Genomic DNA, 11,695 nt, shown 5'->3' with positions numbered 1-11,695 from the left:
CCGCCTTTTTTCATGGGAGTTTGGGCTTATGCCGTTTGGACTGCAAAGCTCCTTGCGCTGCTCAGCGGCCAATCGCTGAACACCGCAGGCAATGCGCTCACATCATTTTTCAGCAAGGCGTCGGGTGCGATGGTGTCTACCAGGTCAGACAAATGCAGTGTTTGCGTTTCGCTCACCCGGCGCATGATGTGGCGCGGTGTGAAGTCATGCGGCGTTTGCAAGCCTGAGGCTTCCATCAATTCTTGCAAGGCTTCCAGTGTGTGTGTGTGGAAGTTGTGCACGCGCTCGGCTTTGCTGGGCACGACCAGTGCCATTTGACGTGTGGGGTCTTGGGTGGTGACCCCGGTGGGGCAATTGCCGGTGTGACAGGTTTGGGCTTGAATGCAGCCCAGTGCAAACATGAACCCGCGCGCGCTGTTGCACCAATCAGCACCCAGTGCCAAAGTGCGTGCCATGTCAAAGGCGCTCACGATTTTTCCGCTGGCACCGACGCGAATGGCATCGCGCAAACCTGCGCCGACCAAGGTGTTGTGCACCAAACGCAGCGCTTCTTGCAAGGGCATGCCCATGTGGTCTGAGAACTCAAGCGGCGCGGCGCCTGTGCCACCTTCGGCGCCATCGACCACGATGAAGTCGGGCTGGATGCCGGTTTCTAGCATGGCTTTGACAATCGCAAACCATTCCCAGGGGTGACCGATACAGAGCTTGAAGCCCACGGGCTTGCCTTCGCTCAAGGTACGCAGCTGTTGGATGAAGGCCATCAATTCCAAGGGGGTGGTGAAACTGCTGTGGGTGGCGGGAGACACGCAGTCTTGGCCCACCATCACGCCGCGTGCTTCTGCGATTTCTTCTGTGACCTTGGGGCCGGGTAAAACGCCGCCATGTCCAGGTTTAGCGCCTTGGCTGAGTTTGATCTCCACCATCTTCACTTGCGGTGAGCGCACGTTCTCGGTGAAGTGCTCGGGGCTGAAATGCCCTTGCTCATCGCGGCAGCCAAAATAGCCAGAGCCGATTTCCCAAATCAAATCGCCGCCATTGACGCGGTGGTGACGCGAGATCGAGCCTTCACCCGTGTCGTGCGCAAAACCGCCCAGTTTGGCGCCTAAGTTCAAGGCTTGGATGGCATTGGCGCTCAGCGCGCCAAAGCTCATGGCCGAGACGTTGAACAGGCTGATGTCGTAGGGCTGTGTGCAATCTTTGCCACCGATTTTCACGCGGAAGTCGTGACCGGATAGTTTGGTGGGGGCGATGGAGTGGTTGATCCATTCATAGCCGATGGCACGCACGTCCAGTTGTGTGCCGAAAGGTCGTTTGTCAGAAGCGCCCTTGGCCCGTGAGTAGACCAAGGTGCGTTGAGCCCGCGAGAAAGGCGAAGCCTCGGTTTCTGACTCTAAAAAGTATTGGCGAATTTCAGGTCGGATGGTTTCGAGCATGAAGCGCAAATGCCCAAGGATGGGGTAGTTGCGCAAGATCGCATGGTGCGATTGCTGCAAGTCGTACAGGCCGATGACGCTGAGACATAAAAACAGCGCGGGCCACCAACCACTCAGCCCCATCACAGCTGCACCAAGCAGTGTGAAGATCAGTAAAACCACCGAGGCCATGAACGCTGTGTAGCGCACTGGATAAATCTGATTGAGTTTGTCCAGCATGCGAGGCGCTCCTTTGGCTTGGATGGTGTTTATCGTTTGTGGGTCAGCTTGGCTGCGAGTTTGGATTGCGCTAAAGCCGAGACTTCGGCGCGTAAGCGCGCGGAGGACAGTTGTTGGTCTGCCGCATGCTGCACATCTGCGAGGTGCGACAAGATCGTGCCGCGCAAATCGAGCAAATCTTGATCGAGCTTTTGCAAGCGCTCTTGCAACTCGCGTTGCAAAGCCATGCGCTGGGTGAGTAAATTCACTTCAGCCGCGATGGTGCGCCATGTTTGTGTCAGTTCGTCGCTAGGAGGCACACGCAATTGCTCAAACAACTCATGGATGAGTGGGTCGAACATGGGTGATGCGTTGTCGCTGGCCTCAGGGGTTTCCGTCAACGTGGGCACGTTTTCTGGTGCTGCAGCGTGTTGTGACTGAGGCTGGTACGAAGGCTGTGCAGGTGCCGATGCTTGCTGCGTGTGGGATTGCAAGATCGAATTGACTTGCCCCCACCCGTCTTCAGGCGTGTATTGCTTGAGTCCTTTGAAGGACAAGAATTGCGGTTCGGTGCTCATTTACTCATCACGCCCATAGACATGCGTTTGAGGAACTGGGGAATGCCCATGGACGCAATTTGTGTGGACGGTGGTGTCCCCGCATGTGGTGCGGATTTGTTGGCCATGTCTTCTGGTCGAACTTTTTGCATGCGGTGGCGCCCCAAGATGGAATATTGACTCGACAGCGTAGCCGAGTTCGCCAACGCGTTGTTGCGTCTCACTCCCGCAGTGGCTGCGTTTGGCATACCTGCCGTGCGAGGTGTGGGGGTGGTGATGCGTGAGTTGTTGGTTTGACGCATGCCTTGGGCAGATTCGCGCATTTCGCGAGCTGCACACACAGACTTACCAAATTCGTTGAAGGAGGCGCCACAAGCATCTTGCAAGTCCATCAAATAGCCGCGTTCAAACATTTCGCGGGCCGATTGGGCTTCCAGCACAGGCGGTGCAAGCATGAAGCTGACAGGGAAGCGTTGCTTAGAGAACACATCACTTTGCAGTTGTTCGGGTTGCACACGTGTGGGGCACACCAAGAGTGTGGGGGGCGTGTGAATGGCAGAGTCAAACACCCAGCGGTGGCGACTCAGGAAGCCAGCGGTGGCGGCCATTTCAATTTCAGACACGGACGTGGGCACGATGACCAAGTCGTATTCAAACATCAGCTCGCCTGCGATGGAGTCGGTCCACGTCAGGTCACAAATGACCACTTCAGAGCTGCTGGCGGCGCGGCGCAAGTGCAGACGCGCATCCAAGATCGGACGGTTGCCGCCTTGGTCCAAAGGCAAGACATGGTGTTGTACCACCACACCAATATTGGGTGCGCGTGTTAACCAAGTGCTGGAGGAACCGTGGGTGTCAAAGTCAATCAAGGTGACCGTTTGGCCTTGGCGACGCAAGTAAGCGGCTAAGTTGGCTGAAACGGTGCTTTTTCCGACGCCACCTTTTTGACTGGTGACCAAAATTTTGAATGTTGACATCTTTTTATCCTTCGCATGGAGGCCATGCTGCATTTGAGAAGCGCCCGAAATTTCTAGCGGGGAATGGAATTTACATGGGCCTCGCTCAGCCAGTCAATGTGCCGTTTTACCCGCAAATAGAGGCTGAAACGGCTTTTGCCTGCCTAATTGAATACTTTTAGATGCATAGATATATTTAAAAGAATCAATATTAAGAATATTTCCTATGTTGTTGATTTTTAAAAGAATTTTAAGAAGTGTCAAAAAAAACAACACTTCGATCCAAAAAAGTCATCCGTTAAAATTGTGGGGTTAATTTAAAAATGAAAGCTCTCATGTCCAAACGCCTTTTTGCCCTTCTTTCTATCGTGTCAGTCGCTTTGTTGTCGGCTTGCAGCTCTACCAAGTTGGACAACGTGTCGGATGCCAAAGCATCTTCCGCTGTCGCTTCTGTGGCTGCTGATCACTTGAACCCCAACAGCCTGATTTCTAAAGAGCGCAGCGTGTACTTTGACTTCGACAAGTTCGACATCAAAGCCAACCAAGCTGCAGTGGTTGAGCGTCAGGGTAAATACTTGGCTGCTAACCCAGCGTTGAAAATTCGTGCCGAAGGCAATGCCGACGAGCGCGGTGGCCGCGAGTACAACTTGGCTTTGGGCCAAAAGCGTGCTGAAGCTGTGGTGCGTGGCTTGAAAGCCTATGGCGTGAAAGACGGTCAAGTTGAACCCGTCAGCTTCGGTAGCGAAAAGTCTTTGGCCGCAGGCCATGACGAAGCCGCTTGGGCACAAAACCGCCGCGTTGACTTGGCTTACCCAAGCAAGTAATTCGTTGATTCATCGCTGAGGTTCATGCAACTCAACAGCGAAGTCATCACAACACCACCGCGGGCCTCGGCCACGGTGGTGTTGTTACGTGATGACCCCGAAAAAGGCCTAGAAGTCTTTTTATTGCGCCGCCACATGGCTTCGGCTGTGTTGGGTGGCGCTTATGTTTTTCCGGGTGGCAAATTGGATGACGCAGATTGCGCGCCTGATTTGCATGCCCATCTCGATGTCTCACCGCAAGCGCTGCACAGTGCCTTGGGTGAGCCCGAGTTATCCGAACACACCGCCGCTGGTTTGTATGTGGCGGCGGTCAGGGAAGTGCTGGAAGAGTGCGGCGTGTTGTACGCCCGCTTGCATGGCTCTTTGGCGCATGACGCTGCGCAACGTCTGCAATGGCAACAAGCGCTTCATGGTGGTCAATCCTTTGGCGAGGTGTTGCAACGTGCAGGTTTGCGTGTGGACACGCAGCACTTGGCGCCCTGGTCGCGTTGGATCACACCTGTGCAGCCTTCGGTGACCAACAAACGTTTTGACACCCGATTTTTTGTGGCTGTGTTGCCCGCGGGGCAGCATCCGATTCACGACAACATCGAAGCCATCGACAGCGTGTGGCTCAGCCCGCGCGAGGCTTTGGACCGCTATTGGGCAGGCGGCTTGCCGCTGGCGCCACCGCAAATCATGACCTTGGTGTCTTTGCTGTCACACACCTGTACGGCCAGTGTGTTGAACTGTGCCAAACAACAAACACCACCGGTGATCTTGCCCGAGCCGTTTGATGACGAGGGTGTGCGTACCCTGTGCTATCCCGGTGATGTGCGTCATTCGGTGACGCAGCGTGCCATGCGCGGGCCGACACGTTTGCGTTTTGTGGCGGGCCGTTTTGAGCCCGCTGGCGGTTTTGAGGAATTTTTATGAACACGATGTCTGCCTTTGATCTCAAAGGCAAAAAAGGTTTGGTGCTGGGCTTGGCCAACGAGCACAGCATTGCATGGGGTTGTGCGCGTCAAGCGCAGGCCATGGGGGCTGAGGTGGTGGCCTCGTGCTTGAATGAAAAGGCACGTCCCTTTGTCGAGCCACTCACCCAGCCGCTGGGCATGGACTTGCAAACCTGCAACATCGAAACACCAGAAGAGTTGGAAAATTTGGTGGCCTACGCCGTCGCTAAGTTTGGCCGTCTGGACTTTGTGATTCACTCCATCGCTTGGGCGCCGTTGGCCGATTTGCATGGCCGTGTGATTGACAGTTCCAGCGTTGGCTTTGCACGTGCCATGGAGGTGTCGTGCCATTCGTTCGCCACGCTCGCCAAACTGTGCGCACCTTACATGACACAGGGCGGCAGCATGGTCACCATGTCTTATTTGGGGGCTGACGAAGCCGTGCCGCACTATGGCTTGATGGGGCCTGTCAAAGCTGCACTCGAATCGTTGGTGCGCTACATGGCTTTGGAGCTCGGCTCGCAAGGCGTGCGCGTGCATGCCGTATCACCTGGGCCTATCCCCACGCGTGCCGCATCGGGCATCGAAGCCTTTGATGCACTCATGCAAAGCAACATGGCCAAAGCGCCTTTGGGCCGCTTGGTGACGCTGGAAGAGATTGCCAACCTCAGCACCTTCTTGTGCACTGATGCCGCCAGCGGCATGACAGGCCAAACCATTTATGTAGATGCCGGCAGCCATGCCGTGAACTGAAGACCCCCATGAACGACATCCTCGACACCACCAACGACCCTCACAACGAGTGGCTGGAAAACTACCCCTACGACAGCATCGTGGTGGGGCAAGCGGCACGCATGGTGCGCACACTCACGCTGGCGGATATCCAAGCTTTTGCCGCTGTGTCGGGTGACACCAACCCCGCGCACTTAGACCCCACGTATGCCAACGCCACGTTGTTCCATGGCGTGATTGGTCATGGCATGTGGGGTGGCTCGCTGATCAGCACCGTGTTAGGCACTGTGTTTCCAGGTCCAGGCACGATTTACTTGGAGCAAAACTTGCACTTCAGCCGCCCTGTGCGAATTGGTGACACGCTCAACGTGACCGTCACTTGCACAGCCAAACAAGACGATAAAAAGACCATTGAACTGGACTGCTTGTTGGTCAACCAAAAAGGTGAACGCGTGCTCTACGGCGTGGCCAAAGTGATGGCCCCAAGCGAAAAGTTGCGCATGCCGCGCATCCACGCGCCGCATATCAGCCTGTTTGACCCCGAGCAACGTCATGCCAATTTGTTGGCATTGGGCGCACACCTAGAGCCCGTGCGTTGCGGTGTGGTGCACCCGTGCGATGCCGATTCATTGCAAGGTGCGATGGACGCGCACCATGCAGGCCTGATTCACGCCGTGCTGATTGCGCCTGAGAAAAAACTGCGCGCTGTGGCAGCTGAGGCCGGCATTGATTTGACCGGCATCGAAGTGATTGACGTGGCGCACAGCCACGATGCAGCTGAGATGGCCGCACAAATGGCCGCTGACAAAAAGCTAGAAGCCTTGATGAAAGGCAGCTTGCACACCGATGAATTGATTCATGCCGTGGTGTCGCAAAAAGGGCTGCGCACAGGCCGCCGCATGTCGCACGTGTTTCGCTTTGAAGCGCCCATGTACCCCAAGCCGCTGTACATCACCGATGCCGCGCTCAACATCGCGCCCAACTTGGCCGAGAAAGCCGACATCGTGCAAAACGCGATTTTGTTTGCACAAATCATGGGCGTGGCCACACCGAAAGTGGCCATCCTCTCGGCGGTTGAAACCGTGAATCCCAACATCCCTTCCACCTTGGATGCGGCGGCCTTGTGCAAGATGGCCGACCGTGGACAAATCAAAGGTGGCTTGCTCGATGGCCCACTCGCGTTTGACAACGCCGTGTCTAGCCACGCAGCGGAGATCAAACACATTGCCTCTGCGGTGGCAGGTCAAGCTGACATTTTGGTGGCGCCTGATTTGGAGTCGGGCAACATGATGGCCAAGCAGCTCGAGTATTTGGCTGGCGCTTCAGGCTCGGGTGTGGTGCTCGGGGCACGCGTGCCGATTGCGCTCACCAGCCGTGCTGACACCGCCACCACGCGCAGCGCTTCGGCCTTGTTGGCCAAGCTGATTGCCCACCACTACCGCACGCATCCCGCATGAGCATCCTGTCTGTCAACGCGGGTTCGTCTAGCCTCAAGTTTGCGCTTTACCCCATTGAAGGGGCAGGCATTGGTGAAGCAGAAGTCACGGGCAACATCGAAGGCTTAGAGCCTTCGGGCGAGCCACGCATCTGCATGGCGATTCAGGGCCAAGGCAAAGAGATCACGGATGTGTGTGTCATGTCCGACCAAGAGCCCTTTGAGGCTGCATTGGAAGCGCTTGACAGTTTGCTGGCGTTGCGTTTTTCGCATTTGCGCGTGCAAGCCATTGCGCACCGTGTGGTGCATGGCGGTGCGTTCTACAGCAGCAGCGTGCGTGTCACGCCTGAGGTGATGGCGCAACTCGCCACGCTCAATGCCTTGGCGCCCTTGCACCAACCACACAACTTGGCGGGCATCAACGCATTTGCTGAATCGTTCCCCGATGTGCCGCAAGTGGCGTGTTTTGACACCGCGTTTCATCGCACCTTGTCGCCGCTTGAAACCACTTTTGCGATTGACAAAAAACTCACCGAACAAGGTGTGCGTCGCTATGGCTTTCATGGCTTGTCGTATCAATACGTGAGCCAAGTGTTGCAACGCGAGGTGCCGCGCTCGGCTGGCCGCGTGGTCATGGCCCACTTAGGTAATGGTGCGAGTGTGTGTGCCACCACAGACCACCAAAGCCGCGCCACCACCATGGGCTTCTCGGCCCTAGATGGCTTGATGATGGGCACGCGCAGTGGTGCGCTCGACCCTGGTGTTCTGCTGTACTTGATGGAGCAGGGTTGGGACCACGACGCAATTCAAAAGCTGCTTTACAAACAAAGCGGCTTACTGGGCGTATCAGGCGAGAGCGCTGACATGCGCACTTTGCGAGCCTCTCAAACTGAAGCCGCACGCTTTGCCACTGATTTGTTTGCCCACCGTGTGGTGCGCGAAGTAGGCGCACTCAGTGCCTGCATTGGTGGCTTGGATGTGTTGGCCTTCACCGGCGGCATTGGCGAGCACGATGCCGTGCTGCGCCAACAAGTGGGCGATGCTTTGGCTTACCTCGGCGTGCAGGTGGATGCCGCACGCAATGCAAAGGCCACTGGCGACCAAGCGGTTTCGATTCACGCCGACAATAGCGCCATCGAGGTGTGGGTGGTCCCCACCGACGAAGGCCGTGTGGCCGCACAAGACGCTCTCGCGTTTTTATAAAAATAATTCTGAAAGCACGGCGTGAACATCAAAGACGCAATGAGCTGCTTCACCACCGGCGTGACCGTGGTAACTGCTCACACCCAGGGCCTTGACTGGGGCATGACTTGCAACTCCTTCAACACCGTGTCGCTGGACCCAGCCATGGTGCTTTGGAGCGTGCGTAAAACATCGGCTAGCCATGAGGCGTTTGTCACCGCTGGTGGCTACATGGTCAACGTGTTGGGCGCTCAGCAAAAAGACGTGGCGCTTAATTTTGCGCAAGGCACGCAAGCCGAACGCTTTGCAGACCAGCATTTGGTGCGCGGCGTGAACCAGCACCCACGCTTAGAAGGTGTGATCGCTTGGTTTGATTGCCGCATCGCGCAAGTGGTGTCAGCGGGTGACCATGACATCTTGATTGGCGAAGTGCTTGACTTTGGCGTGCAAGCCGGCCATGGCTTGGCGTATGCGCAGCGCAGCTTTGGTGTGCTCGCACCCATGGAAGACTAAGCCGCCATGGACATGTATGTGGCTTGGGCCTTCGTCCTTGGTGTGATGTGTTCGGCCTCATTGCTGATCGGCTCTTTGATCGGCATTTATTTCAAGTTGCCTCAGCGCGTGGTGGGCTTGATGGCCGCTTTTGGTGCTGGCGCTTTGTTGTCGGCCTTGGCGATTGAGTTGGTCGCCCCGTCCATTGATGCGTTCATGCGTGCCACCTCAGCCGAGGTGCGTGCTGTGGAGGTGCGTAACTTTTTCCATTTGGTGGCCGGTGCCTTTGTGGGGGGCATTGTGTTTGTGCTGTTGGACTGGGTGTTGGTGGAGCATGGGGGTTACTTGCGTAAAACCGCATACCTCATTTCCAAAATCATGCATGAGCGGGCCCACTTGCCGCAGCATCACACACAGCCTTTGCCAACCGGCGAAGCACTAGAAAAGAAACACGCCTCTCATGACAATGCAGCCGTGGCTATTTGGTTGGGCAACTTGCTTGATGGGTTGCCTGAGAGTTTTGTGGTGGGCACGGTGCTCATGGCCACCGTCACGGTCAGCGTCCAGGCAGGGACGCCCATCGTGTTTTGGGATGTGTTGCCCTACACCTTGTTGGCTGGTTTGTTTTTGTCGAACTTGCCCGAGGCTTTGTCGAGTTCTGCGCAAATGCGCATGCAGGGTATGAGCGTGCAACGCATCCTCATCATGTGGCTGTCTTTGGTGTTGATGACCGGCATTGCCGCCGCGCTAGGCGCTGTGATGGGCGAGTGGGTGCCACACAATGCCATGGTGTTTATCGAAGGCTTGGCTGCAGGTGCCATGCTCACCATGATTTGCGCAGCCATGCTGCCTGAAGCGACACACTTAGCGCCACCCAATTGGGTGGGTTTGGCCACCTTGAGTGGTTTCTTTGCAGCGCTGCTGTTCAAAGTGTTTGAGTAATGTTTGCTCAATTATTCATCGCTAATTTTCAGCCTAGACCATAGAATCTATCCATGAGAGAAACATACCTTCGTTTTCTATCGCTGGCACAAACGCTTGATGCTGCGTCTGTGTCGACAGTAGACGAAACCGCCAGACATTTATTGCAGTTGATTGCCCTCCGGCACGCACAGGGCAATGCACTGACTGTGACCGAAGCCATGGCCATGTCGACTGTGGCTAGTCCTGCAACGATTCATCGCAAATTAGATGCTTTGCGTGAAGCAGGTCTGATTGCCCAAATGTTTGAGGGGCAGAATCGCCGTACCAAATACTTGGTTCCCACCGCAGCAGCAGATGCCTACTTTGCTGAACTTGGCGACGTGATGAGTGCGGCTGCTTCACGGGCTTAATGTCGAGTTTGATGCGCCTGAGAAGGTCTGAAAATGGTTTACAATTCTGCCCTGATTCGGTGGTATAGCTCAGTTGGTTAGAGCGCAGCATTCATAATGCTGATGTCGCAGGTTCAAATCCCGCTACCACCACCAAAATAAAAACCCACAGTCTTTTGACTGTGGGTTTTTTGTTGTCTGCGCAAACGCCGTTCACTGCTTCATCTGGCCAAGAGATTTAACGGTATGGATAACTACGCTTGCCGACGCCAGCACAAGCACCGTCCCAAACCAATCCCCGATGGCCATCACCAAGGTATTGGTGATGATGTGTTCCGTCTTGCCCGTCCAGAAATACCACACTTGATGGAGTAGGGCGCTGGTTAAGGCAAACAAGACAGAAATTTTGAAAAAACTCTTAGCGGTCAACCCCTCTAATTGCGTGTTGAGCTGCAAGAAGTGGATGGCCACAAAACGGGCCAAATAAGGTGATCCGCCAGAGATCAGGCCTGTGAGCAGGTTGAATGCATGGCTGTTGTCGGGTGAACCAAGCGCGTAGTTGGTGGCAACTGAGCCCAGCACGATGCCGATAGCCCCTGTGTGGGTCAGCACCAACACAAACAGCAGGCGTAAACCACTTGGGATGTAAAGCCAATTCACGCCATGGGCGAATTCAGACCATTCGAAAAAAAAGACGTTTAGCTGAAATGCATAGTAATAAGCAATGCCGCACATCAAGGTGATGAGGGCTTGCGTTTCTATGCTGAGTTTGGCTGACGATGGCATCAAACCATTCTATTTTGAATAGTTTGAACCTTGCATACACCTGCCTATCTGGCGTGTTTCCAAATTAAGGTCTTTGCTGGTGTAGCTGAACCACTTGTTTGGCGCGCTTGCGAAAGCGAATGTTGAGCATTTCCACAATCACCGAGAACGCCATGGCGAAGTAGATGTAGCCCTTCGGGATGTGATGACCCAATCCTTCTGCCATCAACACCACGCCCACCACGACCAAGAAGGTGAGGGCCAACATCTTGATGGAGGGGTGGTTCGACACAAAGCGACCAATGGCAGAGGCAAAGGCCATCATCAAGCCGACAGATGCGATGACGGCTGCAATCATGATGGCCACTTCGTCCACCATGCCCACGGCGGTGATGATGGAGTCGAGTGAGAACACCAAGTCAATCACCATGATTTGAAGAATGATGGCCGCCATGGTGGCTTTGACCGCGCTGCTACCGTGCTCTTCTTCGCCTTCCAGCGATTGATGGATTTCACCGGTGCTTTTCCAAATCAGAAACAAGCCGCCCGAAATCAAAATCAGGTCACGGCCTGAAATGTCTTTACCAAATGCAGTGAACAAGGGTTCGACCAACCCCACGATGACTGACAGCAAGAGCAGCAAGCCAATGCGCATGAACATGGCCATGAACAAACCAATGCGACGCGCCAACTCACGCTTCTCAGGTGGCAGCTTGTCTACCAAGATGGAAATGAAGATGATGTTGTCAATGCCCAGCACCAGCTCGAGTGCGGTGAGGGTGGCAAACGCTATCCACGCTTGTGGGTCGGTCAGGAGTTCCATGCAGTGCTTTCTTATTCAGATAACCCGCATGGTAGCGAGGGTCTAAAAGT

At 55.2% G+C, this 11,695-nt stretch carries 13 protein-coding genes and 1 tRNA gene; 9 read left to right on the top strand and 5 right to left on the bottom strand.

All coding sequences use genetic code 11. The annotated features are described in order from the left end of the window. Positions 1-26: 26 nt before the first annotated feature. Genes C5F52_RS00990 through C5F52_RS30350 form a run of 3 tightly spaced genes read right to left on the bottom strand, consistent with a single transcriptional unit; the run spans position 27 to position 3,165 of the window. Complete coding sequence (locus tag C5F52_RS00990; protein WP_104796470.1) at positions 27-1,652, bottom strand: FMN-binding glutamate synthase family protein; 1,626 nt, start codon at positions 1,650-1,652, stop codon at positions 27-29. Positions 1,653-1,681: 29 nt separating this feature from the next. Further along, positions 1,682-2,209 carry a hypothetical protein gene (locus tag C5F52_RS00985; RefSeq protein ID WP_104796469.1) on the bottom strand — a complete coding sequence of 176 codons (528 nt, stop codon included), beginning with the start codon at positions 2,207-2,209 and terminating at the stop codon, positions 1,682-1,684. Further along, the gene (locus C5F52_RS30350) at positions 2,206-3,165 is read right to left on the bottom strand and encodes a ParA family protein (protein ID WP_255416338.1); all 960 of its coding nucleotides are present in this window, start codon (positions 3,163-3,165) and stop codon (positions 2,206-2,208) included. Before C5F52_RS30350 ends, C5F52_RS00985 begins: the two co-directional genes overlap by 4 nt. Positions 3,166-3,479: 314 nt before the next feature. On the opposite strand from C5F52_RS30350, the gene C5F52_RS00975 reads away from it, so the two are divergent. The 9 genes from C5F52_RS00975 (at position 3,480) to C5F52_RS00935 (ending at position 10,213) form a co-directional block, all read left to right on the top strand. Further along, complete coding sequence (locus C5F52_RS00975; protein WP_236657676.1) at positions 3,480-3,968, top strand: OmpA family protein; 489 nt, start codon at positions 3,480-3,482, stop codon at positions 3,966-3,968. A 24-nt stretch (positions 3,969-3,992) separates the two neighbouring features. Beyond that, complete coding sequence (locus C5F52_RS00970; protein WP_104796466.1) at positions 3,993-4,883, top strand: NUDIX domain-containing protein; 891 nt, start codon at positions 3,993-3,995, stop codon at positions 4,881-4,883. A gap of 5 nt (positions 4,884-4,888) precedes the next feature. Continuing rightward, entirely contained in the window at positions 4,889-5,656 is a 768-nt protein-coding gene (fabI, locus tag C5F52_RS00965; RefSeq protein ID WP_104797107.1) for an enoyl-ACP reductase FabI, read from the top strand. Positions 5,657-5,664: 8 nt separating this feature from the next. Next, positions 5,665-7,092 carry a bifunctional enoyl-CoA hydratase/phosphate acetyltransferase gene (locus C5F52_RS00960; protein WP_104796465.1) on the top strand — a complete coding sequence of 476 codons (1,428 nt, stop codon included), beginning with the start codon at positions 5,665-5,667 and terminating at the stop codon, positions 7,090-7,092. Beyond that, on the top strand, positions 7,089-8,273 hold the full coding sequence (locus C5F52_RS00955) for an acetate/propionate family kinase (RefSeq protein WP_104796464.1): 1,185 nt from the start codon (positions 7,089-7,091) through the stop codon (positions 8,271-8,273). The genes C5F52_RS00960 and C5F52_RS00955 overlap by 4 nt, the downstream gene beginning before the upstream one ends. A gap of 21 nt (positions 8,274-8,294) precedes the next feature. Then, positions 8,295-8,765, top strand: coding sequence for a flavin reductase family protein (locus C5F52_RS00950; RefSeq protein WP_201746935.1), 471 nt, complete (start codon positions 8,295-8,297; stop codon positions 8,763-8,765). A gap of 6 nt (positions 8,766-8,771) precedes the next feature. Continuing rightward, a complete protein-coding gene (locus C5F52_RS00945) occupies positions 8,772-9,686 on the top strand; it encodes a ZIP family metal transporter (RefSeq protein WP_104796463.1) in 915 nt (304 codons plus the stop codon). Between the two features lie 53 nt (positions 9,687-9,739). Further along, positions 9,740-10,078 carry a hypothetical protein gene (locus tag C5F52_RS00940; protein WP_104796462.1) on the top strand — a complete coding sequence of 113 codons (339 nt, stop codon included), beginning with the start codon at positions 9,740-9,742 and terminating at the stop codon, positions 10,076-10,078. A 58-nt stretch (positions 10,079-10,136) separates the two neighbouring features. Then, positions 10,137-10,213: transfer RNA gene (locus C5F52_RS00935), tRNA-Met, on the top strand. A gap of 57 nt (positions 10,214-10,270) precedes the next feature. Here the strand turns inward: C5F52_RS00935 and C5F52_RS00930 are convergent. Then, the gene (locus tag C5F52_RS00930; protein WP_161499631.1) at positions 10,271-10,792 is read right to left on the bottom strand and encodes a hypothetical protein; all 522 of its coding nucleotides are present in this window, start codon (positions 10,790-10,792) and stop codon (positions 10,271-10,273) included. Between the two features lie 115 nt (positions 10,793-10,907). Further along, positions 10,908-11,645: a TerC family protein gene (locus tag C5F52_RS00925; protein WP_104796460.1), complete on the bottom strand. Its 738-nt coding sequence runs from the start codon at positions 11,643-11,645 to the stop codon at positions 10,908-10,910. Between the last annotated feature and the right edge of the window lie 50 nt (positions 11,646-11,695).

The sequence above is a fragment of the Limnohabitans sp. TS-CS-82 genome (assembly GCF_002943475.1).
The sequence above is the reverse complement of the archived record's forward strand: the minus strand, read 5'-3'. Positions and strand labels throughout refer to the sequence as shown.

What these genes read in the sequence shown, in the direction of transcription:
- C5F52_RS00990 (WP_104796470.1), bottom strand. Translation starts at nt 1,652, where the DNA reads ATGCTGGACAAACTCAATCAGATTTATCCAGTGCGCTACACAGCGTTC.
- C5F52_RS00985 (WP_104796469.1), bottom strand. Translation starts at nt 2,209, where the DNA reads ATGAGCACCGAACCGCAATTCTTGTCCTTCAAAGGACTCAAGCAATAC.
- C5F52_RS30350 (WP_255416338.1), bottom strand. Translation starts at nt 3,165, where the DNA reads ATGTCAACATTCAAAATTTTGGTCACCAGTCAAAAAGGTGGCGTCGGA.
- C5F52_RS00975 (WP_236657676.1), top strand. Translation starts at nt 3,480, where the DNA reads ATGTCCAAACGCCTTTTTGCCCTTCTTTCTATCGTGTCAGTCGCTTTG.
- C5F52_RS00970 (WP_104796466.1), top strand. Translation starts at nt 3,993, where the DNA reads ATGCAACTCAACAGCGAAGTCATCACAACACCACCGCGGGCCTCGGCC.
- fabI (WP_104797107.1), top strand. Translation starts at nt 4,889, where the DNA reads ATGTCTGCCTTTGATCTCAAAGGCAAAAAAGGTTTGGTGCTGGGCTTG.
- C5F52_RS00960 (WP_104796465.1), top strand. Translation starts at nt 5,665, where the DNA reads ATGAACGACATCCTCGACACCACCAACGACCCTCACAACGAGTGGCTG.
- C5F52_RS00955 (WP_104796464.1), top strand. Translation starts at nt 7,089, where the DNA reads ATGAGCATCCTGTCTGTCAACGCGGGTTCGTCTAGCCTCAAGTTTGCG.
- C5F52_RS00945 (WP_104796463.1), top strand. Translation starts at nt 8,772, where the DNA reads ATGGACATGTATGTGGCTTGGGCCTTCGTCCTTGGTGTGATGTGTTCG.
- C5F52_RS00940 (WP_104796462.1), top strand. Translation starts at nt 9,740, where the DNA reads ATGAGAGAAACATACCTTCGTTTTCTATCGCTGGCACAAACGCTTGAT.
- C5F52_RS00930 (WP_161499631.1), bottom strand. Translation starts at nt 10,792, where the DNA reads ATGTGCGGCATTGCTTATTACTATGCATTTCAGCTAAACGTCTTTTTT.
- C5F52_RS00925 (WP_104796460.1), bottom strand. Translation starts at nt 11,645, where the DNA reads ATGGAACTCCTGACCGACCCACAAGCGTGGATAGCGTTTGCCACCCTC.